This is a genomic window from Hymenobacter translucens (assembly GCF_020685205.1).
Classification (GTDB): domain Bacteria; phylum Bacteroidota; class Bacteroidia; order Cytophagales; family Hymenobacteraceae; genus Hymenobacter; species Hymenobacter translucens.
Genome location: NZ_JAJERB010000007.1, coordinates 149,299 through 174,161, shown reverse-complemented (window position 1 = coordinate 174,161; position 24,863 = coordinate 149,299). Strand labels below are relative to the sequence as shown.

20 protein-coding genes and 1 tRNA gene are annotated in these 24,863 nt (G+C 61.6%); 13 read left to right on the top strand and 8 right to left on the bottom strand.

Going from position 1 to position 24,863, the window contains the following annotated elements:
- Nucleotides 1-251: 251 nt before the first annotated feature.
- Nucleotides 252-1,472 (bottom strand): MFS transporter, encoded by a 1,221-nt coding sequence (locus LJY25_RS16005; RefSeq protein WP_227609366.1) that lies wholly within the window; start codon nucleotides 1,470-1,472, stop codon nucleotides 252-254.
- Nucleotides 1,473-1,480: 8 nt separating this feature from the next.
- Nucleotides 1,481-1,735: a hypothetical protein gene (locus LJY25_RS16000; protein WP_227609365.1), complete on the bottom strand. Its 255-nt coding sequence runs from the start codon at nucleotides 1,733-1,735 to the stop codon at nucleotides 1,481-1,483.
- 368 nt (nucleotides 1,736-2,103) lie between these two features.
- Between LJY25_RS16000 and LJY25_RS15995 the strand changes: the two genes are divergently transcribed.
- Nucleotides 2,104-3,852 (top strand): hypothetical protein, encoded by a 1,749-nt coding sequence (locus tag LJY25_RS15995; RefSeq protein WP_227609364.1) that lies wholly within the window; start codon nucleotides 2,104-2,106, stop codon nucleotides 3,850-3,852.
- A 209-nt stretch (nucleotides 3,853-4,061) separates the two neighbouring features.
- Here LJY25_RS15995 and LJY25_RS15990 read toward each other — a convergent pair whose 3' ends face one another.
- Nucleotides 4,062-4,397 carry a hypothetical protein gene (locus LJY25_RS15990; protein ID WP_227609363.1) on the bottom strand — a complete coding sequence of 112 codons (336 nt, stop codon included), beginning with the start codon at nucleotides 4,395-4,397 and terminating at the stop codon, nucleotides 4,062-4,064.
- Between the two features lie 436 nt (nucleotides 4,398-4,833).
- Here LJY25_RS15990 and LJY25_RS15985 point away from each other — a divergent pair, with 436 nt between their 5' ends.
- The 4 genes from LJY25_RS15985 to LJY25_RS15970 all read left to right on the top strand — a co-directional run bounded on the left by LJY25_RS15985 (nucleotide 4,834) and on the right by LJY25_RS15970 (nucleotide 9,991).
- Nucleotides 4,834-6,690, top strand: a complete 1,857-nt coding sequence (locus LJY25_RS15985) for an ABC transporter ATP-binding protein (protein WP_227609362.1) — start codon at nucleotides 4,834-4,836, stop codon at nucleotides 6,688-6,690.
- Nucleotides 6,691-6,805: 115 nt separating this feature from the next.
- Nucleotides 6,806-7,402 (top strand): hypothetical protein, encoded by a 597-nt coding sequence (locus LJY25_RS15980; protein WP_227609361.1) that lies wholly within the window; start codon nucleotides 6,806-6,808, stop codon nucleotides 7,400-7,402.
- 111 nt (nucleotides 7,403-7,513) lie between these two features.
- Nucleotides 7,514-8,104 (top strand): DUF4136 domain-containing protein, encoded by a 591-nt coding sequence (locus tag LJY25_RS15975; protein ID WP_227609360.1) that lies wholly within the window; start codon nucleotides 7,514-7,516, stop codon nucleotides 8,102-8,104.
- Nucleotides 8,105-8,308: 204 nt separating this feature from the next.
- Nucleotides 8,309-9,991 carry a catalase gene (locus LJY25_RS15970; RefSeq protein ID WP_227609359.1) on the top strand — a complete coding sequence of 561 codons (1,683 nt, stop codon included), beginning with the start codon at nucleotides 8,309-8,311 and terminating at the stop codon, nucleotides 9,989-9,991.
- Between the two features lie 112 nt (nucleotides 9,992-10,103).
- Here LJY25_RS15970 and LJY25_RS15965 read toward each other — a convergent pair whose 3' ends face one another.
- Nucleotides 10,104-11,048, bottom strand: coding sequence for a hypothetical protein (locus LJY25_RS15965; RefSeq protein ID WP_227609358.1), 945 nt, complete (start codon nucleotides 11,046-11,048; stop codon nucleotides 10,104-10,106).
- 210 nt (nucleotides 11,049-11,258) lie between these two features.
- Here LJY25_RS15965 and LJY25_RS15960 point away from each other — a divergent pair, with 210 nt between their 5' ends.
- Together LJY25_RS15960 and LJY25_RS15955 are read left to right on the top strand one after the other, a co-directional pair.
- Nucleotides 11,259-11,783, top strand: coding sequence for a redoxin domain-containing protein (locus tag LJY25_RS15960; RefSeq protein ID WP_227609357.1), 525 nt, complete (start codon nucleotides 11,259-11,261; stop codon nucleotides 11,781-11,783).
- Nucleotides 11,784-11,884: 101 nt separating this feature from the next.
- Nucleotides 11,885-13,465 (top strand): T9SS type A sorting domain-containing protein, encoded by a 1,581-nt coding sequence (locus LJY25_RS15955; RefSeq protein WP_227609356.1) that lies wholly within the window; start codon nucleotides 11,885-11,887, stop codon nucleotides 13,463-13,465.
- Nucleotides 13,466-13,601: 136 nt separating this feature from the next.
- Here LJY25_RS15955 and LJY25_RS15950 read toward each other — a convergent pair whose 3' ends face one another.
- A complete protein-coding gene (locus LJY25_RS15950) occupies nucleotides 13,602-13,811 on the bottom strand; it encodes a hypothetical protein (RefSeq protein WP_227609355.1) in 210 nt (69 codons plus the stop codon).
- A gap of 213 nt (nucleotides 13,812-14,024) precedes the next feature.
- On the opposite strand from LJY25_RS15950, the gene LJY25_RS15945 reads away from it, so the two are divergent.
- The 3 genes from LJY25_RS15945 (at nucleotide 14,025) to LJY25_RS15935 (ending at nucleotide 18,064) form a co-directional block, all read left to right on the top strand.
- Nucleotides 14,025-15,101, top strand: coding sequence for an MJ1255/VC2487 family glycosyltransferase (locus LJY25_RS15945; RefSeq protein ID WP_227609354.1), 1,077 nt, complete (start codon nucleotides 14,025-14,027; stop codon nucleotides 15,099-15,101).
- A gap of 78 nt (nucleotides 15,102-15,179) precedes the next feature.
- Complete coding sequence (locus LJY25_RS15940) at nucleotides 15,180-17,165, top strand: peptidylprolyl isomerase (RefSeq protein WP_227609353.1); 1,986 nt, start codon at nucleotides 15,180-15,182, stop codon at nucleotides 17,163-17,165.
- Nucleotides 17,166-17,242: 77 nt separating this feature from the next.
- Complete coding sequence (locus tag LJY25_RS15935) at nucleotides 17,243-18,064, top strand: phosphatase PAP2 family protein (RefSeq protein WP_227609352.1); 822 nt, start codon at nucleotides 17,243-17,245, stop codon at nucleotides 18,062-18,064.
- Between the two features lie 100 nt (nucleotides 18,065-18,164).
- Here LJY25_RS15935 and LJY25_RS15930 read toward each other — a convergent pair whose 3' ends face one another.
- The gene (locus tag LJY25_RS15930) at nucleotides 18,165-21,152 is read right to left on the bottom strand and encodes a right-handed parallel beta-helix repeat-containing protein (RefSeq protein WP_227609351.1); all 2,988 of its coding nucleotides are present in this window, start codon (nucleotides 21,150-21,152) and stop codon (nucleotides 18,165-18,167) included.
- Between the two features lie 339 nt (nucleotides 21,153-21,491).
- Nucleotides 21,492-21,833, bottom strand: coding sequence for a cupin domain-containing protein (locus LJY25_RS15925; protein WP_227609350.1), 342 nt, complete (start codon nucleotides 21,831-21,833; stop codon nucleotides 21,492-21,494).
- A 196-nt stretch (nucleotides 21,834-22,029) separates the two neighbouring features.
- Between LJY25_RS15925 and LJY25_RS15920 the strand changes: the two genes are divergently transcribed.
- From LJY25_RS15920 to LJY25_RS15910, 3 genes are all read left to right on the top strand, one after another.
- Nucleotides 22,030-22,860 carry a serine O-acetyltransferase gene (locus LJY25_RS15920; protein ID WP_227609349.1) on the top strand — a complete coding sequence of 277 codons (831 nt, stop codon included), beginning with the start codon at nucleotides 22,030-22,032 and terminating at the stop codon, nucleotides 22,858-22,860.
- A 140-nt stretch (nucleotides 22,861-23,000) separates the two neighbouring features.
- Nucleotides 23,001-23,921: a cysteine synthase A gene (gene cysK / locus LJY25_RS15915; RefSeq protein ID WP_227609348.1), complete on the top strand. Its 921-nt coding sequence runs from the start codon at nucleotides 23,001-23,003 to the stop codon at nucleotides 23,919-23,921.
- Between the two features lie 145 nt (nucleotides 23,922-24,066).
- Complete coding sequence (locus LJY25_RS15910; protein WP_227609347.1) at nucleotides 24,067-24,570, top strand: cupin domain-containing protein; 504 nt, start codon at nucleotides 24,067-24,069, stop codon at nucleotides 24,568-24,570.
- 108 nt (nucleotides 24,571-24,678) lie between these two features.
- Here LJY25_RS15910 and LJY25_RS15905 read toward each other — a convergent pair.
- Nucleotides 24,679-24,752, bottom strand: a tRNA-Ala gene (locus LJY25_RS15905).
- Between the last annotated feature and the right edge of the window lie 111 nt (nucleotides 24,753-24,863).

Below are 24,863 nucleotides of genomic sequence, written 5' to 3'. Positions count from 1 at the left end.
CCGGATAAGTGAACCGCGGAGCTGCGGGCGGATTAACAGCTTAAAAGCAAAGAATCAGAGCCAGCCCCACATGGCGGGCCGGGAGTATAGTTGCAATAAGGGTAGGCTAAAAGTGCAGTGGTTTTCCGAGCAATGCAAAAGCGGCGCAGTGAAATGCTAAACTCAATCCCGCTCTTCTTCTGAAAGCCACTGGCCCGCGTCGGCGCGTCGGCTTATCAGTCAGCTATAAACCGACCGACAAGCCGACGCGCCTACGCGGACGGGCTTTCCGGTTTCCGGGACCTGACGCCAACAAGCAGGTAGATCAGGGCGGCCAGCACCAGGCTCATGCTCAGCCCGTGCACGTAGGGCAGGCGGCTCGTTTCGTTGCCGAAAATCCAGCCGGCCAGCAGGGCGCCCAGGCCGATGCCGACCTCCAGGGCAATGTACATGGTGGCCACGGCCCGCCCCCGGCGGGTTTCGTCGCTGAGGTCGATAGTCCAGGCGTACAGGGTAGGGGAGTTCAAACCCGCCGCCGTACCAAAGGTGACGGCTGCGGCCAGGAACAGCGGCACCGACTGCGCCAGGACCAGCATCCCGAGCGACACGACCATCAGGGCGGCCGATGCCCGCAGCACGGGCAGGCGGCCGTAGGTATCGGACGCCCGGCCGGCTACGAGGCGCACGACCAGCGAAGCTCCGGTAAAGCAACTGAAAAACAGGCCTTTGTCGGCCGGCTTCAAGCCCAGCGCCAGGCTCTGGTCGGGAATGACGGTGAGCACCGCGCCGAAGGGAAACAGGCAGAGCAGCGTTACCAAAGCCGGGGCAAATACTTTCGGCTCCAGAATCTCGTCCCACTCCAGGCGCAGCAGCTTCCAGCTAAAGCGCTGCCGCTGCTCCACGGGCAGGGTTTCGGTCATGGTGCCCTGGACCACCAAGCTCAGCAAAGCCAGCCCCGACGAGCAGTAAAAGAGCGTGTTCAGGGACGTGGCGGCCGTTAGTTGGGGGCCGATGGCGGGGCCCAGGGCCATGCCCAGGCTGCCGGCCACCCCGAGTAGCCCCATGGCTTCGCCCCGCCGCTCGTAGGGAATGATGTCGGCAATAAAGGCAGCGGTGCCGGTGGGCTTGAAGCCGGTGCTGAAGCCGTGGAGCAGGCGCAGCAGCAGAAAGCCCGCCACGGTGCTCACCCAGGGGTAGAAAAAGCCGCAGATAAAGCACACCAGCGACCCGAATACCATCACCGGAATCCGGCCCACGGTATCGGCCAGCTTGCCGCTGAAGGGCCGGGACAGGCCGGCCGTAACGGTGAAAAGCGCAATAATCAGCCCCTTGTACTCGGCCCCGCCCAGCCGCGTGAGGAAATCGGGCAGCTCGGGCAGCAGCATGTTAAAGCTCATGAAGAACAGAAACGAGCTGAGACACATCAGCCAGAAGCCGATGGTGTAAACCTTGCCCGGGGTGGCGGCCGGAATATCGCGCTTTGAGGTACTCAATGAACTTTCTATGTTTCAGGGTAAGCGGAGGCAGGCCGGAATGACGAGCAATTTGCCACCCTTCTGGTGGCCTTGCGGTAAGCGTCCAGTAATTCCGCCTCGTTGATACCCAGGTAGTGGTTAAAGCTCGACCAGGGCTGATGGCCCGTCGTCATCATCACCTGGGAGCTAGGCACGCCCTTGGCAATCCTGAGCGTCACAAAGGTCTTGCGGCCCAAATGATACGGCAGGGTCAGCCGCATGATGCCGCCCGGAAGCTGCACATGCGGCAGTAAAGGTACGGATAGCGCACGCGTGGTAAGCAGTTTTTAGCTACATGCCCCGTAGGCCCGCAGCAGCGAGGCCGGCTTGAACACGTCGTTGTCTAGCAGTAGGATGATGCATATCATGCCTTAGCCGCCTTGACGTGGCCCACCGCGCGTGCAGCCGGGCCGGACGCAGCAAAGGAAGTCCCTAAGGTCAGCCTGCATCACTAGTTCGGTAAAGCTGGCTAATCTCATCACTCCGGAGCCGTAACGTACGCGCTGGCTTATTACTGAAAAGCCAAAAAAATCTATCTTGGAGGCAAACGTGGTTTGCTTCGCGCCAGCAGGTAAAAAGCGCATTTTGCCACCCCTTTCACGACTATTCAATGACTTGTCTTTTTACCGTTGCCCGGCCCCGGCGTGTCCGACAGGCGACCCGCCTTGTTCCCCAACTGTTCGGGCTGCTGCTCTTCCTGCTGCTAACCAACTCTGCTCGGGCACAGGCCCCCGCCTTTGCCCAGGCCGCGAGCCTGAACCTGAGCGGGGGCAACGGCTATTCCTACAGGCATGGGGTGGCGACCGACCCGGCTGGCAACCAGTACGTGTCGGCCACCTTCAGCGGTACCCTGGTGCTGGGCGGCACCACGCTGGTCTCGGCAGGGAATGGCGACGACGTCTTCGTGGCTAAGCGCAGCGCCGTCACCGGGGATTGGCTATGGGCCGTGCGGGTTGGCGGCAGCACCGGAGATACCAGTTTCGGAATGGCCGTTGACGCGGATGGCAACGCCCTGGTTACCGGGAACTTCACCAGTGTCGCCAGCTTCGGCACCGGCCCAACGGCTACGACCCTGACCTCAGCGGGAAGCAACGATGTGTTCGTCGCCAAGTTCGCCGCCGCTACCGGCGCCTGCGTGTGGGCCGTGCGGGCCGGCGGCAGCGGCTTTGATACCGGCACTGCGGTGGCCGTTGACGCAAGCGGCAACGCCCTAGTTACGGGGGGCTTCGCCGGCACGGTCAGCTTTGGCACCAGCCCAACCGCCACGGTCCTGACGGCAGGGCGCAGCGGCATATTCGTGGCCAAGTTCAGCGCTGCCACGGGCGCCTGCGCCTGGGCCGTGCAGGCCAGGGGCAACAGCGATGATCTGGGCTACGGAATAGCGGCAGATGCCAGCGGCAATGCCCTGGTCACGGGTATCTTCGGTGGCACGGCCAACTTTAGCACCAGCCCAACGGCCACGGCCTTAACCTCAGTAGGTAGCTATGATGTCTTCCTCGCCAAGTTCACTGCCGCCACGGGCGCCTGCATGTGGGCCGTGCGGGCCGGCGGCAGCAGAAGTGATTACGGCTATGCGGTTGCGGTGGACGCAGGCGGCAACGCCCTGCTCACAGGTGTCTTTGGCGGCACGGCCAGCTTCGGCACCAGCCCAACGGCCACGAACCTGACCTCGGCTGGTAGTATTGATGTGTTCGTGGCCAAGTTCGCCGCCGCTACCGGCGCCTGCGCCTGGGCCGTGGGGGCCGGCGGCAGCGTCGAAGATTACGGCTTCGGGTTGACGGTGGACGCAGGCGGCAACGTCTTGGTAGCGGGATATTTCCAGGGTACGGCCAGCTTTGGCACCAGTCCAACAGCCACGGCCCTGAACTCAGCGGGAAGCTATGATGCGTTCACGGCTAAGTTCGCCGCGACTACGGGCGCCTGCGAGTGGGCCGTGCGGGCCGGTGGCGGCGGCGAGGACTTCGCCACCGGGGTGGCGGTGGACGCGCGCGGCAATGCCTTTATCAGCGGTACCTTCGCCAGCTCGGCCAGTTTCGGCAACCTGACCCTGATGGGCCGCAGCAGCGGGGCTACTGGATACGTGGCCGTCCTGTCCGGAGCCGCCGTGCTGGCCACTGGCGCGCCGTTGGCTGGCACGCCGGCTTTCGCCTTGTTCCCTAACCCGGCCCGGAGCACCTGCCAGGTACGCGGGCTGCCGGCTGGGGCCCGGGTGACCGTGCTCGACGCGCTGGGCCGCCCACGGCTGAATGTCCTGGCCGATGGGACAGGCACGGCCTTCCTGTCGCTGCCGGACGGGCTGGCCCCGGGCGTGTACCTGGTGCGCAGCGGGGCGCGGGCCCAACGCCTGCTGGTGGAGTAGCGGCAGAACATGCCGTCTAATTCATGGTCTGCTACCCTTTTTGCCGGCCGAAAGCATTAAAAACGCTCAGATGCCGCTAAATAGCATTCGAAGAAATGTCGGCCATAAGCCGATGGTGCAGACGCGGAGGGCAGAAGCGGGCATGAGCCGTAAGGGTCGCCCTTTAGCCGGGAACGGCGAAGGTCGGCGGTGGCTTTACGGGCTGGCAGCTACCGGCCGCGCCGCTTCAGCAGGTAGCGCGAGGGGCCGGGCACGGAGCTGGGGTTGGGAATCACCTCCCAGCCCTGGCTATACAGGAAGTTGAGTATGGCGGCCTCGTCGGCAAAAACCCGGTCCTTGCCGTTCTCCTGGTAGTAGCTTTGCTTCGGGTTAGGCGTCACGCCGTCGTTGAGGATGAGAAAGTACCGGTTGCCGAGGTTGGGTCCGTCGACCATTGCGAGGCCGTAGACCGGCTGAGTAGGGGTGGGAGCGGGCTGAGCCTGCTGGGCTACGGCGGCAGTGGAAAGGGCGCAGCACAAGAGGAAGGCAGAAAGGAGGCGGATCATAGAGCAGCGGTGAGGAGTACGGCAGGTGGGGCTAAAGATACGAGCCCGTTTACGGCGGTAACGTCGCCCCGGTCGGCTACGTCAGCGGGAAGGGCCGGGCAGTAGCAGCACCCGCTTGCTGAACTTGCACTTTTCCGACGCGGCTGAAACTGAAGATGGCGGGAAGATGGCTTCAAGGTCTCAACTAGGTGGCTGCCAGCCTTCGACTAGAAATAGCATCCTTCTTAGAAACTAGCAAACCGGCCTGAGCTCCCGGCGTCGTGGTCGGTTTGCAGCAGTTCTCACAGCGGGAAGCCGTCGGTTTGGTCAAGCCCGGGTGAATCCACCTTCCCTGCCCGCCAGTACGTACCTCTGTCCGGCTGCCAAAACGGCGGCTCCCGCGTTTCGGCGCGAAGTATGTGCTGCCCCTGCGTCTATGTCCTGGCTTTCACGAAAAATGGCGAAGCTGTCCGCCAAGCGTCCGCGCCCCGACGGCAAGCCTGCCCTCACGGTGCAGGAGCGGTTTTCGGCTTTGCGCAACCTGCCCGAGTTTCTGGGGCTGATCTGGCAAACCAGCCCGGCCCTGACGCTCGGCAACATTGCCCTGCGGCTGCTGCGGGCCGCCCTGCCGGTGGCGATGCTCTACGTGGCCAAGCTGATCCTCGACACCATCATCGGCCTGGCCCAGCACCCGAGCCCCCACACCGCCCTGCGGCCGGTGTTTCAGCTCGTGGCCCTGGAGTTTGGTCTGGCCATTCTGTCCGATGCCCTGGGTCGGGGCGTGGCCCTGCTCGACTCCCTGCTCGGCGACCTGTTCGCCAACCGCTCGTCGGTGCGCATCATGGAGCACGCCGCCCAGCTCGACCTCGACCAGTTCGAGGACAGCACCTTCTATGACAAGCTGGAGCGGGCCCGGCGCCAGACGTTGTCGCGCACCGTGCTGATGTCGCAGGTGCTCAGCCAGGCCCAGGACCTGATTACCATGGGCTTTCTGGCTATAGGCTTGATCAGCTTCAACCCCTGGCTTTTGTTGCTCTTGCTGGTGGCGGTGGTGCCGGCGTTTCTGGGCGAGTCGCACTTCAATGAGCGCAGCTACTCGCTCGTGCACGGCTGGACGCCCGAGCGGCGGGAGCTGGACTACCTGCGCCAGACCGGTGCCTCCGACGAAACGGCCAAGGAAGTGAAGATCTTCGGGCTGTCGGGCTTTCTGATCAACCGGTTCCGGGAGCTGTCCGACACCTTTTACCAGCAGAACAAAGCGCTGGTGATTCGCCGGGCCGGCTGGGGTACGTTCTTCGCGGCGGTGGGCGCGGCCGGCTACTACGCGGCCTACGTCTACATCATCAGCCAGGCCGTGCGGGGGCGGATATCCATTGGTCAGCTTACCTTCCTGGCGGGCTCCTTCGGGCGGATGCGCGGCTTGCTCGAAGGCATCCTGAGCCGGTTCAGCAGCGTGGCCGAAGGAGCCTTGTACCTGCAGGACTTTTTCGACTTCTTCCACCTCCAGCCCCGCATCGTGCGCGACGAAACCAAGGCCATACGGCCGTTTCCGCGCCCGATCCGCCAGGGCTTCGTGTTCGAGAACGTAGGCTTTCAGTACCGCAACACCGACAAGTGGGTGCTGCGCAACCTGAGCTTCGAGCTGAAGGCCGGGGAGAAGCTGGCCCTGGTAGGCGAAAACGGGGCGGGAAAAACCACGCTCGTCAAGCTGCTGGCCCGGCTTTACGACCCTACCGAAGGGCGTATCCTGCTCGACGGCCACGACCTGCGCGAGTACGACCCGGCCGAGCTGCGCCACGAAATTGGGGTGATTTTTCAGGACTTCGTGCGCTTTCACCTGTCGGCGGCCCAGAACCTGGCCGTGGGCCGGATCGAGGAAATGGGCAACCAGGAGCGGATTCAGTCGGCGGCCGCCCAGAGCCTGGCCGATACGGTCATCAAGAAGCTGCCCGGCGGCTACGACCAGCTGATCGGCCGTCGTTTTGCCGGGGGCGTGGATTTAAGCGGGGGCGAGTGGCAGAAGATTGCGCTGGGCCGGGCCTACATGCGCGACGCCCAGCTGCTGATTCTCGACGAGCCTACCGCCGCCCTCGACGCCCGGGCCGAGCACGAGGTGTTTGAGCGGTTTGCCGAGCTTACCCAGGGCAAAACCGCCGTGCTCATTTCCCACCGCTTCAGCACCGTACGCATGGCCGACCGGATCTTGGTGATTGAAAACGGGAAATTCGTGGAAATGGGCTCCCACGCCGAGCTGCTGGCCCGGGAGGGGCGCTACGCCGAGCTGTTCGCCCTGCAGGCGGCCGGCTACCGGTAGTAGCCTGTGCATGTAGCCGGTACCTTTGCTTACGCAACCTGACGCCGCTCATCCGGATCAGTGTAGAAGTCGCCGCTCTCTAATTATCGTCATTATCGTCGCTGTCCCCGCAAGAATGAAAAAACCGTTGATCCTGCTTTTGGTGACTCTGCTTGGCCTGCCGGCCTGCGGCTTGTTCACCGAGAAGTGCGTGGTAGTGCCGGCCCCGCCTTACTACGACGTGGAAGGCGTGCAGCTGCTGGCGGCCCAGCATCCGGCGGGCCAGAGTCAGCAGCCATTGGCGACCGGTCAAAGCGTGGCGGGCTTTGATGCCCGGCTGGAGTTCCGGGTTACGGCCCGTTTCTACGGCGCGGTTTCCCCGCCCGGCGGCTGGCTGGCCGGGGCCTATGCCTGTTCACCTTCCCCGCCGGCCGGCTACCTGGGCACCACCGAGCGCATCGACTCTTTCACGGTGGTCAGCGCCTATGCCTTCGATGCGGCCCACCCGGCCGGTACCTCGCTCAACGATGTGCTCGTGGACGAAGCCAGCGGGCAGGTTCTCGACCAGGCGCTGGTATCCGTGCTGCAGGGGCGGGGCTACTTTCCGCGGGAGCTGTATCTGTGTCTGCGCCGCCCCCCGGCAACCCCCGGCAATCAGCAGTTCACGGTGCGCTACCACCAGACCAACGGGGAATCATACTCGGCCCGGACCGTACTGTTTCGCTTAAACTAGCCTCTGCTGGAGGCGGAGGGGCCAGGTCTAAATTTTTTCGCTAACCAGCAGCCTCTCAAAGCCCTTGCTTACGTATCTTAGTAGGTATCCTACCTAAGAACCTGCCTGAGCATGAAGCTAACTAGTACATTGTTAATTGGGCTGGCCCTGGCCCTGTCGGGATGCCTGTCCTCCCGCGAAGCGCGTATCGAGTCGGATTACAGCTACAGCGGCAATTTCCGGCGCTACCGCACCTACGAATTTATTACCGGCCAGGGGCTGGCTTCCGATACCAGCCGCCTGGGTGAAATTCTGCGCGACGCCATTCGCACCCGCCTCAAGATTCAGGGCTACCGTGCTGCCCGCAACCGCCCCGACCTGCTGGTTTCCTTCCGGGTGTACGAAGGCGACATGAAGTTCCGGGGCTACGACCAGGAGGATATTGCCCGCTGGGTGACTACGGGCAACGTGGAAGATGAGGAAACGCCCGAAAACCAGCGCCACGGCTACCAGCCCGTCCGCCGCCTGCTGTCCGAAGGTACTCTGCTGATCACGCTGATTGACAACCGTACCAACCGGGCCGTGTGGAACGGCTACGCCTCGGGCGTGACGGTGCCGCCCGGTCCTCAGGGCGAGGTGGTGCTGCGCCGCTCGGTGCGCTCCATCTTCGACCACTACCGCGTCTTCACCGAAGGCTACCTCGACTCCAACAGCGGGCAGTAGCCAACTGCTACCAGAGCCGCCCCGGGCCCGCCGAAAGGAGGGTGCCCGGGGCGGTTCGTTTTTCGGCACCTGCGTGCGCCGCCTGATTCATCGGAGCCTGCTAAGGTTTTTTCAAAACTATTCGCCGGCAAAATCAGGCGGGGTGATGAACAATTGCCGGCTTTTTGAGTAGTTTAAGACAGTCAACCATTACCGTAAAAGCTAATGCAAGAGGACCACAACCACCAGAACGCCACCAATTCCTCCGAACCCAGTGGCAACGGCACCGGAACCGCGGTAACCGGGGCCGGCACCTCGCACGACCCGCGCACCGCCGCCGGTGAGGAAAGCCAGACCCTGACCACCCGGCAGGGCCACCCGCTTACCAACAACCAAAACACGCGCACCGTGGGCAACCGCGGCCCCGCCACGCTGGAGAACTATGCCTTCATCGAAAAAATCAGCCACTTCGACCGGGAGCGGGTTCCGGAGCGGGTGGTACACGCCCGCGGCGCCGGCGCCCACGGTGTGTTCGAAGCCTACGGCAAAGTGGGGGAGGAGCCGATTGCGAAGTACACCCGCGCCAAGCTGTTCAACACGCCCGGCAAGCAGACGCCCGTTTTCGTGCGCTTCTCCACGGTAGGCCACGGTGGCCACTCGCCCGAAACCCTGCGCGACCCTCGGGGCTTCGCCGTGAAGTTCTATACTGAGGACGGCAACTGGGATCTGGTCGGCAACAACCTGAAGGTCTTCTTTATCCGGGACGCCATGAAGTTCCCGGACCTGATTCACTCCCAGAAGCCTGACCCGGTCACCAACCGCCAGAGTGGGGAGCGGATCTTCGACTTTATCTGCAACACCCCGGAGGCCATGCACATGGTGTCGTTTCTGTTCTCGCCCTGGGGCATTCCGGCCAACTACCGCCAGATGCAGGGCTCGGGCGTGAACACCTACAAGTGGGTGAATGCCGCCGGCGAGGCCGTGCTGGTGAAGTACCACTGGGAGCCGCTGCAGGGCATCAAGAACCTGACCGCTCAGGAAGCAGAAGCCATCCAGGCCAAAAACTTCAACCACGCCACCCAGGACCTGTTCGAGAACATCAAGGCCGGCAACTTCCCCGAGTGGGAGCTGCGCGTGCAGATCATGAGCGACGACGAGCACCCGGAGCTGGACTTTGACCCGCTCGACGACACCAAAATCTGGCCCGAAGACCAGTTCCCGCACCTGCCCGTGGGCAAGATGACGCTGAACCGCAACCCCGAAAACTACTTCGCCGAGGTGGAGCAGTCGGCCTTCGGTACGGGTGTGCTGGTGGACGGCCTCGACTTCTCCGACGACAAGATGCTGCAGGGCCGGACCTTCTCGTACTCCGACACCCAGCGCTACCGCGTGGGCACCAACTACCTGCAGCTGCCCATCAACGCGCCCAAAAAGCATGTGGCCACTAATCAGCGCGACGGGCAGATGGCCTACCATGTGGACTCGGCCCCCGGGCAGAACAACCACATCAACTACGAGCCCAGCTCCCTGAACGGCCTCAAGGAGGCCCCCCGCAGCGCCCCCGACCACATGCCGCAGTATTCGGGCCGCCTGATGCGCCAGACCATCGACCGGCAGAACAACTTCAAGCAGGCCGGGGAGCGGTACCGCCTGCACGAGCCCTGGGAGCGGGACGATCTGATCAGCAACATGGTGGGCGCCCTGGCCGCTGCCGACCGCCGGGTGAGCGACAAGATGGTGGAGCTCTGCACCAACTGCGACCCGGACTGGGGACAGCGCCTGGCCGAGGGCCTGCAAGCTGCCCGCGCCGGTAAGTCGGCCGAGGGTGGCAACCAGTACAACGAAGGGCAGCAGGTGGAGGCCGCGCAGCGGGCCGAGCAAATGGCCCACGATGCCAAGCCCTACTAGCGCTGTAATCAGTTGAAAGAAAAAGAGCCCGTTGATAACTCAACGGGCTCTTTCTTTTGCTATTCTGGTCAGGGTAGAACGTCTGCCGGCCGGGGGGCAGCAGGTACCCGACTTACCAGCTGCGCTTGGTGGGAATGCGGAACTGCAAGCCGATGGAAGGCACTACGGTGAAGCCCTTCAGCGAAGCCGTCTGGTTGTTGAGCAGCTTGTACGTGCCGTAGTTCTGGTAGAACACCGACATGGCCGGAATCACATAGGCATACTTGAAGCCCAGTTTGGCGTTGCCGAAAATTCCGAAGGCCGAGTAGTTGTTTTTAGTGTTGAAGCCCTTGAGCGGCTCCAGCCGCTCGTTTACCTGCCCGCTGCCGGGGCCGGTGTAGATGTTGGTCGGGTCGAAGGCGTACTTCATAAACGTGTGGCTGTACACCACGCCGTAGGAAATAGCTCCAATCTTTTCTTCAGGACCAAACGAGTTGCTGAACACCAGGGGCACGATGATATCCTTACGGGAAGCCTCGAACTGCAGCAGGTCGTTGATGTCGCCGAGGTAGGGGATGTTGGGCAGCTTGGAGTTCTGGGTGGCATACTGGATGCCGATGCTGCCGTAGGTCTGACCGCTCTGCCCGCCGGGATTTTCGGGAGTGCCCACCGGACCCAGAAACTGGTACATGGCATCGAATACGTGCGAGCCGAACGCATACTTGTAGCCCACATCCACCCGGTCGACTACGCCGTAACGCAGATACAGGTCCGTGGACTGCTGCACCGGGTCGAGGATGTAGGAAAGGGCCGCTACCTGGAACTCGTCGATAATCTTGCCGTAGCGCACCGTATCCATCCGGGCCGCATCTTCGGCCGCCGTCTTCAGCAGGCTGCCCGTATTGCCGATGGTGGACGTGCTGATGTTGAAGGCCATGTTGCCGCCCACTTTGAACTCGCCCCTGGGCGTTACCTTGCCCGACGAGGTGATGGTGCGCGGGGCAGTGCAGGCGGAGGCAAAGACCGTGGCCAGGGCTGCCAGCAATACGGAGGCGCGGAAGCGAAAATGTTGATTCATAAGAACTGAAAAGTGGAAGGCGCGGAATCAGTCAGGTAAAATAGGGTATTTGCGAAAACCGGGCCGAAGGTACGAAGCGCATTAGTTTAACCACCGGCCACGGGCGGAACTGCCAGCCCCGGCCAGCTGTCTGCTACCGTACGCGCCGGGCCAGTTTTGCCAGTACCTGCGCAGAGGAGTATCTTTCTGTCTATAACGTTGCTTGGGGGTATGCGCTTTTTGCTTGCCGGGGTGTTTTTCCTGCTTCTCAGCTGCCTGCGGGCAGCCGGAACAAACCCCGTGCCCACCCGCCCGACCGTTGCCACCGTGTATGTGTTCCTGGATCCGGGTTGCCCGATCAGTCAGAACGCGACGGTGGCGCTGCGGGAGTTGTATGCGGTTTACAGCCCGCAGGGAGTTGCGTTTGTCGGCCTGTTTCCGGGGCCGGAGGTTGCCCTGACCGACGTGGCCGGCTTTGGTCGCCAGTACCAGATCCCGTTTCGACTGCTCCGCGACGAGCACCAGGAGTCAACCCGCCGCTTCCAGGCCCGCATCACGCCGGAAGTGGTGGTGGCCCGGCCCGATGGTACCGTGCTTTATCAGGGCCGGATCGACAATTCCTATGCCCGGCTGGGGGTGCGCCGCACCGTCACGACCAGCCACGAGCTGGCCGATGCCCTGGCCGCCGTGGTAGCCGGCCGGGCGGTGACTCAGCCTCGTACCGATGCCGTGGGCTGCTTTATCACTACCCACTGACTGTCAGCTGCTAAATTTTAAGTTTGATTGCAAAGCCAGGCGTAAATGCCGACCTTCAGATGCTTCGGCAAACCTGTGGGCCCACCAGTAACCTTCTGCCTATGTCAGCTTCTCTACGTTTTCTCTTGCCGGCCCTGGCATTGCTGGCATCGACGGTCCACGCCCAGCAGCCCCAGCAGCTGACCTACAGCGAGCATATCGCCCCCATCATCTACCAGCACTGCACACCCTGCCACCGGCCGGGCGAAGTGGCTCCTTTTACCCTGCAGAGCTACCAGGACGTGGCGGCCCGGGCCCAGACCATCAAGTTTGTGACCGGCATCCGCTACATGCCCCCGTGGAAAGCCGACCCCAGCTACCGTCATTTTCTCGACGAGAACACGCTCACCAGTCAGCAGATCCAGCAGATTCAGGACTGGGTGGATAACGGCCTGCAGCGCGGCAACCCGGCTCTGGAGCCCCCGCTGCCCACGTTTCCGGCCGGCTCCCGGCTGGGGCAGCCTGATCTGGTGGTGCCCATGCAGGAGGCCTTTACGCACCAGGGAAATCTGCAGGACCTGTATCGGATTTTTGTGCTGCCCACCAACCTACCCACCGACCGCGACGTGGCTGCCGTGGAGTTTCGGGCCGGCAACCGGCGCATCACCCACCATGCCATCATCGGCATCGATACCACCCGTCGGGCCCAGGTGCTTGATGCCCAGAGCCCGGGCTATGGCTACACGCAGTTCGGAGGCTTCGGCTTTAACCCAACAGAGTCCAACTGGGCCGGCTGGGTGCCGGGCATGACCGCCCGGCTGGCTCCCAACGGCCTGGGCAAAAAGCTGTACCGGGGAGCCAAAATACTGCTGCAGGTGCACTACGGCCCTACTGCCCTTACCCAGAAAGACTCTTCCGTCGTCAACATCTTCTTCAGCCGCCAACCGGTGCAGCGCTACATTCAGACGCTGCCAATGACCCCCCTTCAGATTACCGTAGGCGGGACGTTTGTCATTCCGGCGGGCCAGCTGAAAACCTTCCGGGCCGAGTACCGGATGCCCGCCGATGCCAGTCTGATCAGCGTGCTGCCCCACGCTCACCTGCTGGGCAAAAGCTGGAAGGTGTGGGGGGTAAAGCCGACGGGCGACACGATTCCCATCATCAAAATCAACGACTGGGACTTCAACTGGCAGGGCTCGTACCGCCTGCCGAACCTGGTGAAAATTCCGGCCAACACCCGCATTTTTGCCGAAGCCACCTACGACAACCGCGCCAGCAACCCCCGCAACCCCTTCAACCCGCCCCAAACTGTATCCTGGGGTGAGGAAACGACGGCGGAAATGTTTCTGTGCTACTTCGACTTCGTGCCGTACCGCCCCGGCGACGAAAACCTGGTCCTGAGTGCCCAGACCGAGAACGAGCTGTTTCAGCGACCTGCAATGCGCCTGTACCCGCTCTATCCCAACCCGGCCGGGGCTGAGGGCGTAACCCTGGGATTCTCGTTGGCCCGCCCTGCCCCGGTTACGCTCACCCTGACTGACGCCCAGGGGCGGGTTGTCCGGCGCATCCTGCAGGATGAAACGTATAGCGCCGGCCCCCACCAACTCAGGCTTTCTACCGCTAGTCTGCCCGCGGGACTGTACCAGGTCCGGTTGCAAACCCCCGATGCGGAAGAAACGCAGAAGCTGACGTTGCTGAAGTAGCCTGTCAGCAGCGCGTCCCCGAAGACTGAGCACAAAAAAGCCCGCCATTTCTGGCAGGGCTTTTTTCGTATCTGTCCGAAGCTAATCTCCGGCAGCGGGGTCTAACGTTTCGGCGGCTATGGGCAGCTGGTACAGGTTAGCGGAACAAGGACATAATGCCGCGGTAGGGGCTGCCTTCGCCGCGGTACTGCTTGTAGTTGGGGCGGTGAATCTGACGGCCGCTGCGCACTTTCAGGCGGGGCCGCTCGGCCATGGATTTAACGGTAACGAGGGCTGCGCAGGCGGCCGAAACGGGTGCTGCTCCAACAAAAGCCAGAACAAGACAAAGAAGTAGAGTTTTGTACATATTGAGTAGTTGACAGAGTTATGGATGTACCAAAACTATGGCAATTCGAATAGATACGCAACTATATTTGCTATTTAGTTGCATTATTTAAACATAAAATAAATAAAGTACAAAACCTTATTTAGTACTTCTCGTCAGGTTCTGGTTTGCCTGTGTGGCCTTCTGACAGGGAAAGCGTTATTTCACGTTCTGGTTAGCGCAACATTCTCAACAATGAATATTCTCTACGGAGTACCCGGTGAAGGTCTGGGCCACGCCACCCGCAGCAAAGTCGTCATTGCCTGGCTGCTCAGCCAGGGCCACGAGGTTTGCGTGGTCAGCAGTTCCCGGGCTTACTACATGCTGGCGGCCAACTTTCCGGGCCGGGTGCACGAAATCCGGGGCTTTCATCTAGCGTATAAAAACTTGACCGTTTCCAAGTCGCGCACGGCGGCCCTGACGCTACGCTCGGCGCCCGAAAACATCCGCATCAATTTCGCCAAGTACCGGGAGCTGCTCTGCGACTTCACCCCCGATCTGGTTGTTTCCGACTTTGAGTCGTTCAGCTACCTGTTCGCCAAAAGCCGTCGTTTGCCGGTCATCAGCATCGACAACATGCAGGTCATCAACCGCACGGAGCTGGACATTCCGATACCGCGGGCCGAGCGGGGCAACTTCAACCTCGCCCGGAAGATCGTGCGCGTTAAGCTGCCGGCCAGCCAGCACTACCTTATCACCACGTTTTTTCAGCTGCCGGTCATCAAGGAAAACACGACCCTGGTGCCTCCCATCATCCGACCGGAAATCCTGGCTATGCGCCCCACGCGCGGGGAGCACGTGCTGGTGTACCAGTCGGCCACCAACCAGCGCGACCTGGTGCCGATGCTGCAACAGCTGCCGGGGCAGACGTTCCGGGTATATGGCTTCAATAAAGAGGAAACGCACGGCAACGTGCAGTTGCGCGCATTTAGCGAGCAGGGCTTTATCGACGACCTAGCCAGCGCCCGGGCCGTGGTTACCAACGGAGGCTTTTCCCTGATCAGTGAAGCCGTTTACCTGGGTAAGCCCGTCTGCTCGGTTCCAATTCCGGCGCAGTTCGAGCAGTATCTCAACGCCGCCCAGGTGGAGCGCCTGGGCTACGGCCGCCATTTCGAAGCCCTGACTGCCGACAGCGTAAAAGCCTTTCTCTACGACCTGCAGGGCTACGAAGAGGCGCTGTCACACTACGAGCAGGATGGTAACCAGTCGTTGTTTGCCCGCCTCGACGAGGTACTGACCCAGGTGGCTGCCGACTACGCCGTAGCGCGGTAGCCGTTCGTTGGCGAAATTTTGCACCGGAATTTGGATAAATTCCGGTCGGGAAGCCAAATTGTGGTACTTTGGCCTACCATGACGCAACCTCTTTTCCGGAGCCTCGCGGCGGCCGGCGTGCCTTTTCTTTTCAGTCTGCTGACTGCCTGTGCGCCGCGCCCGGCGGCAGTATCCCTGGCCCCAGCCCCCAATAAGTTTACCGCTGATACCACGCTGCGCCGGATTGCTACCGCCCAGGACGGCCGGCAGACGGCCGTGCTGCTGCCTTACCTGGAGCGGGCCGAGCCCCGCTACCGCCGCGAAGCCGCGCTGGCGTTTGCCTCGGTGCAGGACAAGAGTGCTACCCGCGCCCTGAGCAACCATTTAGCGGACGCCGATGCGTCGGTACGCCGGGCCGCTGCCTACGCCCTCGGGCAGACTGCCGACAGCACGGCAGAGCTTGCTTTGCGCCAGCGCATCACCGACGAAACGGACGCCGTTACCCGTCGCTACGTACTCGAAGCCCTGGGCCGATGCGTCACCCGGGCCGGACTGGGCAGCCTGGAGCGCCTGCCGGCTGCTTTGGCTACCGACACAGCCGCGCTTAGTGGGCAAGCCTGGGGCCTGTACCGGGCCGGGCTGCGGAGCATCACCTCCGAAGGCGCCGTTCGTCGCCTGGTGCAGCTGCTGGCCCCTGCCAACCCTGCCGGCGCCCGTCTGGCTGCTGCCAACGCCCTGGCCCGGACCCGGGGCCTCAACCTGGCCCCTTACGCCGGCGCCATTGCGGCAGCGGCCGAAGCCGACCCATTGTACGCCGTGCGCAGCGCGGCCACTTCCTCGCTCAGCAAAGCCACTGCGGCTGCCAGCGTAGCCGCAACGTTGGCTTCTCTGGCGCGGCGGGATCCTGACCACCGGGTTCGGATTGCGGCCCTGCGGGCAATGAATGCTGTCATGTATACGCCCGTGAAGGAAGCTGTCTGGGCTGCCCTCACCGACGCTAATGACCATGTTGCCTTGACCGCAGCAGAGTTTTTCCTGGCCCACGCCTCGGGGGAGCGGGGTACGCTGTTTTTCGAGAAAGCCAATAAGCTGACTCCCTGGCGGGTGCGTGCCACGCTGCTGGCAGCGGCGCTGAAGCAGGGAGGGGACGAGCAGGGTGCCATTCGAACCGCTGTGCAGAGCCGCTATGCTTCCGTGTCTGACCCCTATGAGAAAGGCTACCTGCTGCGGGCCCTGGGGGAAGATCCCGCCGCCTATGAGTTTGTGGAGAAAGCCACGTTTGCAGCGGGGCAGCCCGTCGTAATTGGCACGTACGGCATGGAAGCCCTGGTGGCTATGCGCCGGGTGGCTACGTTTCCCGCCGACCAGAAGCCCGCCTTCGCGCTGACTTTGCGCCGGGCCATCGGCAGCCGCGACGTGGCCGTGATGGGCACCGCGGCGGAGGCCATCCGGGACCCGAAGCTCGAGCTCCGCAGCCTGCTACCCAACCCCGCGTTTCTGCGCGAAGCCCGCGACCAGCTGACCCTGCCCCGCGACCTGGAAGCCTGGATCAGCCTGCAACAGACCATCGATTTTCTAACCAATTCTCCCGCCACGACTCCACCGGTCGCCCCGGCCGCTACGCACCCTATCGACTGGGCCCTGGTAAGCACAATTCCGGCAAGCCAACGCGTAGTCATTCACACCAGTAAAGGTCCCGTCACGATGCGGCTGCTGGTTGAGGCAGCACCAGGTTCGGTAGCCAGTTTTGTGACGCTGGTGCGGCAGGGCTTTTACGATGGCAAGAACTTCCACCGGGTCGTACCCAACTTCGTGGTTCAGGGCGGCTGCCCCCGCGGCGACGGATGGGGCAGCTCCGACTATAACCTTCGCTCGGAGTTTGCCGACCTGCACTACGGCCTGGGCTCGGTCGGGCTGGCTTCCGCCGGCAAGGATACGGAAAGCTGTCAGTGGTTTATCACCCACGCCCCCACGCCCCACCTCGACGGCCGCTATACCATCTTTGCCCAGGTGGTGGAAGGCATGGACGTAGCCGCCCGGCTCGACATTGGGGACCGGATTGAGCGGGTCGAGTTGATACGCTAAGCGAAACCGCTTTATTTTGCCGGATGCTTCGGGTCCTGCTTTACCACCAAAACAGGCCGCTGAGTTCAATTGCAGCTATGACAACTTCCCAATGGCTACGGCAGCTCGTGCTTCCGCTGGCGCTGATTTTCTCCCTACCGGCGCTGGCCCAGGTGCCCGTAGCGCCGGTTGATACGACGCGTAAATACGAAACGCCCGCTTCAGCTACCCTACTTCCGGCTGCGCCGAAGCCCTGGTACAAGGGCAAGCTGGTGAAAGCGACCATTGTGCCGGCCCTGCTCATCGGCTATGGCGCTTCCACCATCAATGACCGCGGCTTTTACAGCAGCTACGACGCCAAGCGCGACCTGCAGCGCCACTTTCCCAACTTCCGCACCCGCGTCGACGACTTCCTGATTTTCGCTCCCTACCTCGAACTGGGCGCCGTAACGCTGGCCGGGGTGGAGTCGCGCAACGACCGGCTTAATACGCTGCTCGTCATTGCCAAAGCCGAGGCCATTTTTATTACGACCACCGTCATCTTGAAGAATACCACGGATATTCTGCGCCCGGATGGCTCCACGAAAAACTCGTTTCCGTCGGGGCATACGGCGCAGGCGTTTCTGGCGGCCAGCATCGTGCACACCGAGTTTCGCGACCAAAGCCAGTGGTACGGGGTCGGGGCCTATACCATTGCCACGTCGGTAGCAGCCCTGCGCATGCTCAACAACCGCCACTGGCAGTCCGACGTGGTGGCCGGGGCCGGCGTAGGAATTTTATCGGCTCATCTGGCGTACCTGACTCACCGCAACCGCTGGGGCCGCAAGCCCAGAGTCCTGGGCTCCGTGGATACCTGGTCGGTTTCTCCGGTATACTACGCCGGTGCCACCGGCCTTAATCTGACCATTGGCCTGAAGTAGTTTCGGACAGTACACTATCAGCATTCACGCCTGCTAGTAACAAGAAGCGGCTGCCAGATTCTGGCAGCCGCTTCTTGTTACTAGCAGGCGGTTACAAAGCTTACTGCTTGACCATGCGCATGGCTTTGCTGCTGATGCCTTCGCCTTTCACCTGCACGAGGTAGGTGCCGGCCCGTAGGCTAGCGGGCAAAACAACGGGCAGGTCCGTCTCGAACCGGGAATTCAACGTCTGCGAAAGCACCGTCCGACCAGTCAGGTCGGTGATGAGCAGCTGCACGTTGCCGGTAGCCGGAGCCGACAGCTGCACGGTCAACTCATGCTGAGCCGGGTTGGGAAACAAAGCCAGCTGGGTTTCGCCTTCGACCTTAGTCAGATTCACCGTTGCTACCGGCGAAAGGTGAGTCGTGCCGTCCAGATCGGTCTGCTGCAGGCGGTAGTAGGCGGTCGGGCTGGTCGTGCCGGGCAGGTCCTGGAAGCTGTAGGTGCTGCGCTCCGAGGTTGTGCCTTTTCCGTTCACAAAACCCAGAGCTTTCCAGCTGGTACCATCGAAGGAGCGTTCAACCGAGTAGCCGCGGTTGTTTTTCTCGGAGGCCGTAATCCACTCCAAGCTGACTACCCCGGGCTTACGCTGGATAGCGCGGAAGCTAACCAGCGTGACGGGCAGGGGGTTTACCTCTGAAGCTGTGCCCAGCGTGAAGGGCCCAAAGCCACTGGTCGGTGTATTGGACGCTACCGTGCCGCCGGCGCCGGTGGCAACTCCGCCCGCGGGCGTGCCCTCGTTTACCCAGACAGCTCCGTTAAAGCGGGCCACCCGCAGGTCAGCCGGCAGAACTACGCCGCTGCGGCCGGCATTTTCATAATACAGCTGTACGCCCACCAGATCGGTGGAACCGGTGCGGTCCAGGGTCCAGTACTCTACGCTGCTCACCCGCACCAGATCCGGAGCCGTGGTTTGATTCGGGTACGCCGCGTCGAAGTATTCTGCCGTCAGCGCCGTGGCAGTGCTGGCCGGAGCCGTTACTCCAAGCCGGGCCCAGACGTTGCCTTTGCCCAGCGGAAATACAAAGGCCTGAGTGCCCAGCTTGCTAAGCGGACCCATCACGAAAGAGGTGGCATTACCACTGGTTGAGGTAGCGCCGTCGTTGAGGGTGAGCAGGCTGGAGAGCGTGGTGCTCAGCTTGCCGTCGGTGAGCACCAGAGCACCAGAAAGCGAGAAGGGGGCCCCAAGCGTAACTACTTTGCCGCTGCCGTTCATGGTCACGTCCCGGATGGTAGTAGCGCCGGTGTTGGTGAGCGTCAGGGTTTTATCAAAGGTGGCTTCCTCGTTGAAGAAGTTTGCTGCGGCCCGCAGCGTGCCGTTCTCAGTGACCAGCGTAACTCCTTCGCGCAAACGGCCCAGCGTGCCGGTCTGCGGGCTGGGGAAGTCGGCATTGAGGTAGCTCAGGTCACCCTGAAAGCCGGCCGTAGCCGGGGCGCCGTCGGTGTTGCTATTCAGGAAGGGAGTGTAGTCGAACCGGCCGGTGGGGGTAAAGGACGACTGTTCGGTAAAGCTGCTCGGACCATCCAGGGTTTGCACCAGGCCACCCGTTCCACTGGCTCCGCGTACGGCCACCGGGTCGTTCGAGCCAAACCAGTTCAGCGAAGCATCCACGGTGCTGGTCAGATTTACGGCCCGCAGCGCCGTGGTGCAGCTGTCCAGGCGGTTATAGCGGACAATCGTGTTGGTGGTGGGAACCAGTACGTTGCGGTCAAGATCGAAAAAAGCGCTGCCAAACTGCGCCGTAGTGCCGGTGGGGCGCTCCTGAACCTGAATGCCCCGCTGGCAGCGGCTAATAGTGTTGCCCATGGCCGTGTTGTTTGCACCCTCCAGCACAATGCCAAAGCCGTTGAGCCCGGCAAGCGTTCTGGTAGCATCCGCCAGATAGCCCCGCACCGTGTTGTTTTCTATGTACGCGCCACCCGTGACCAGGTCGCCGTTTACGCCACCGGTAGGCTGGGGGCCCGTAACGTTCCGGTCCCGGTCGATAAAGGCAATGCCGGCGTTATCGGCAACAATGTTCTGCGGAGTGCCCACGGCCCGGGCAATGTAGTTGCCCCGTACGACGAAGCTACCCAGCCCCGAGCTCTGCCCGTTGCCGGTGCAGGCTTTCAGCTCCATGCCATTGTCGGCATTGTCGCTGATAACGTTGTTTTCAAGCAGGGCCGCAATAGTAGTGGGGTTGCCACCAGAGTCGCGCAGCGCCCCGGCTCCCAGCAGGGCAATGGCCGGCCCGATGTTTTGAAAGAAGCGGCAGTTGCGGATAATAACGCCGCTGGCACTACCGTCATTAAAGTCGATGCCGGCCCGGCGGTTCTGCTCGAAGACCGACTGCTCAATCGTAAAGTTAACTTTGCTACCGTTAACGACAAACAAACCACGGCCGGCGCCGTTGTCCCGCGTGTTCGGGTCCAGGGCATTGCGCGAGGCGCGCACCCGCCGGAAGGTGATGTTGGCCGATACGCTCGGCGGCGGGCTCTGCGAGCCAATAGCGTTCCAGAGGATGCCCATCTGCCGGTTATCGACTGTTTCAATGTCTTCCAGCAGGAAGTTGCTGCGGTTGTAAAGCGCGTCGGTCTGAATACCGAAGTCGTAGGCCCGGAACGTAAGCCGGGTGATACGCAGGGGACTAGCCGGCGACGGGCCGCCCAGGGCAGAAATCAGCAGCCCGATTTCATTGCCTTGCGTACCCGGCGTCAGCTGCGCATCGAAAATGGTAGCCGAGCCCGGGGAGTCGGTGGCGGTGCCCGCGCCCTGCAGGTTTACGTTTTTGTCCAGCACCATCCGCTCGTTGTAGGTGCCGGCATCAATAAAGATGGTGGAAGTGCCGGCTACTGCCAGCTGCATGGCCTTGGCTACCGTAGCGTAAGGCGCGCTGCTGGTTCCGTTGCCGGTGTCGTCGTTGCCAATTGCCGTTGTATATATGTCTCCCGCCAGGGAGTTGTCATTCACATACACGGCAGCGGGGGCCTGGGCCTGTGCTACCAAAGACAGAGGTCCAGAAACAGTGGCGGCAAAAACAGCTGCGGCCGAGAGTAAGATGTGTTTCATAACCTGGGTGTTTTAGTGGTGGAAGATTAAACGAAGGGCAGCAGACAGAGGTTAGGAAAAATTCACTTTTTCAGGGAATGGCAAGGCTGTTTGTGAATAGAGGAGAGCTGAGCAGGTTATATTTTTTTGGTGGGACGACTTTTGATTAATATGTTGTAACATAAGTGAATGACTATGTAGAACCGTATAGTGATTTTCAACGCAGGCAAAAATCGTGCATTATTTTCAGGGTGTTTCGTTAGTTCTTTGCTAAGGAAACCCGTCGATTAAACTTGAATAAATGCAAAAAGACGCCAACCGGTGGGATGGCGTCTTTGAACCGTGAGAAAGGAGGCTGGACTATTTGTCCTCGCGGCCGTGAACCTGGGCCGGGGGAGTGGTGGCTTCCACGGCGCTGAAGGATTCCAGAATCTTATAGGTATGGGAGGAGCCCCGGGGCACAACCCAGGAATTGCCAGGCTCCAGAAGTACCATCTGGCCCTCCAGGTGCAGTTCGGCCCGGCCTTTCAGGACGTACCCGACGGTTTCGTACGGACGGGTAACGGCGGGTTTGGCCTCGCCGGGCTCTTCATTTTCCCACATCCGCATAGCAACGTGGATGCCTGAAGCCAGGTATTTTTCCCCATCCTTTCCGGTGGGTGAAAATTTAGAGTCGACTTTGGTAATGCTGGTATCTGCCATGGTACTACTGGTTGGTTGTGGAGTTCGAAAGAATTGTTCCCAGACTAACGGCGGGCGGGGCCGGTCGGTTACCTGAACGGTAAACCTTCGCCCCGCAGCTTGGTTTTTCAGCAGGTGCTCTGCTACTTGGCACCTTGGTGGCCTTATACCAGGTTGGCCCACCCCGGCTCAGGGCCCGTCAGAGCCTGTTTTTTAGATGGATACAGCGTTTATCGATAGTTTAGCCCGGGCCCATCAGCAGGTGGCTGGTCCTCTACCCGCGGCCGCCTGGTGCCAGTGGGCCGATGAGCTGCTGGCGCTGCTTTTTCCGGAGCGGGCTTCCGCCCCGGTTACAACGTCCGGGGCAGTTACTGCCACCCTTAGCCGGCTACAGCACCAGGTCGCCGACATGCTGCTGGCCACCGGGCTCGACGCGGCCCAGGCCCCGCGCATTGCCCAGGCTACAATAAATGATCTGCCCCGGCTGCGCAGCCTGCTGCTTCAGGATGCGGAGGCTATTGTGGCCGCCGACCCCGCCGCCCAGGGGCTGACGGAGGTTATTGCTACTTACCCTGGGTTCTACGCCACGGCCGTGCACCGGCTGGCCCACGGCTTGTATCAACAGGGGGTAGCCCGGGTGCCCCGCCTGCTGGGCGAGTTTGCCCACGCCCGCACCGGCATCGATATTCACCCCGGCGCCCAGATCGGCCCTTCGTTCTGCATCGACCACGGCACCGGGGTCGTTATCGGCGAAACGGCTACCATCGGGGCGCGGGTGCGGGTGTTCCAGGGTGTTACGCTTGGTGCCCTCAGCGTAGCCAAGCACCTGGCCAACGTAAAGCGCCACCCCACTATCGAAGATGACGTCGTTATCTATGCCGGGGCCACGATTCTGGGGGGCAGCACCGTAGTGGGCCGCTACAGCATCATTGGGGGAAACGTCTGGCTTACCGAGAGCGTGCCGTCCCACTCCCGCGTCTACCACCGCCCCCAGATCCACGTCACCCGGGCCGAGGACCCTGCTGCCGACATTGCCTTTTCTATTTAAAAGCGGAAAGCCGGGACGTGTTGAAATGTGGAGTTGCTGTTCGGCTGACTTACGTGACCCGAAGAGTATCATCCGCATTCTACCACGACCTGCTACCTCTATTTACCCTTTCACCCGTTTACAACTTCATCACCTGACCCATGAAAGCGCACACCATTCTCGATACCATTGGTAATACGCCGCTGCTGCGGCTGAACCGCATGTTCGCCCACCGCCCCGACGTGGAAGTCTGGGTGAAGCTGGAGCGCGCCAACCCCGGCGGCAGCATCAAGGACCGCATTGCCCTGGCGATGATTGAGCAGGCCGAAAAAGACGGCCTGCTCACCCCGGATAGTTTGATTGTCGAGCCGACTTCCGGCAACACCGGCGTAGGCCTGGCGATGGTCGCCGCCGTGAAAGGCTACCGGCTCACGCTGGTGATGCCCGAGTCCATGTCGATTGAGCGCCGCCGCCTGATGGCCGCCTACGGCGCGCAGCTGGAGCTCACGCCCCGCGAAAAGGGGATGAAGGGTGCTATCGAAAAGGCGCAGGAGCTCGTGCGTGATACGCCCGGGGCCTGGATGCCGATGCAGTTCGAGAACCCCGCCAACATCCGCATTCACGCCGAAACTACCGCCCAAGAACTTCTTCGCGATGCCCCCGAGGGTTTCGACTACCACATAACCGGCGTGGGCACCGGCGGCCACATTACAGCCGTCACGGAAGTGCTGAAGCCGCACTTTGCCAATATGAAAACTTTTGCCGTGGAGCCTGAGCTTTCCCCGGTCATCAGCGGCGGGGCGCCGGGCCCGCATCCGATTCAGGGTATCGGAGCCGGGTTTATTCCTGCCAACCTGCATACCGACATCCTCGACGGAACCATTCAGGTAAGCCAGCAGGATGCCTTTGAAATGGCACGCCGGGCCGCGCGCGAAGAAGGAATGTTTGTGGGCGTATCATCCGGAGCTTCCCTGGCTGCCATTGCCAAAAAGCTGCCCGAGATGCCCCAGGGTAGCCGGGTGCTCACCTTTTGCTACGACACGGGGGAACGTTATCTGTCGGTCGACGGCTTATTTGTGTAGCCCGGCTACAGGTTTTACACCGGAAAGAGCCTGGCCTGCCGCCGGGCTCTTTTTTTAGCTTCGGAAGCGTAAAAAAATGCCAGAAAGGCGCTTTTAATGCGGTTTTTACCCAAAAAAAGCATTTATTCGACCCCGCAAGTTTAGAATGAGCCCCGATACCGAAAAGAAACACATGTTTCAGCAGATGGAGGACCACCTCCGGCACCAAGGCTTTACCATCGCCCAACAGGATCAGTCGCGGCCCTGGGGAGGGTTCTACGTGATTGAGGAAAGCCAGGCCCGTCGGTTCGCGGACTCTTATTTTGCCGGTATTACCCTCGAAGAGCTGCAGAGCACCCGTAAGCTTAGCCCCAAGGTGCTGCTCGTGGCTCCGCATCAGCGGCTGTCCTGGCAGTACCACCACCGACGGGCCGAAATCTGGCGCGTGGTGCGCGGCACCGTCGGCATCATCACCAGCCAGACCGATGAGGAAGGGGAGCTGCAGCTGTTCAGCCCCGGCGAGCTGATTGTACTGGCCCAGGGGGAGCGGCACCGCCTCGTCGGACTTTCGGAGTGGGGAGTTATTGCCGAGATATGGCTGCACACCGATGCCGACCATCCTTCCAACGAGGAGGATATCGTCCGGGTGCAGGACGACTTCGGCCGTTAGGCCGCCTGCCTGGCTGTTCAGCAGGAATCAAGATATCGAACCTCTTTTCCGGGCATCAAACCCAGCAAAATAAAAAAGCCTCGTACATCACGTACGAGGCTTTTTTAGTGGAGAATATCGGAGTCGAACCGATGACCTCTTGCATGCCATGCAAGCGCTCTAGCCAGCTGAGCTAATCCCCCGATTTTGAAAACCATTCGCCTGTTGCGTTTGGTGGGACAAAAGTACGGCAGGATTCGGAATCTGCAAGGGTAGAGCGAAAAAAACTTCAAGAAATCTTGCCCTCTGGCATT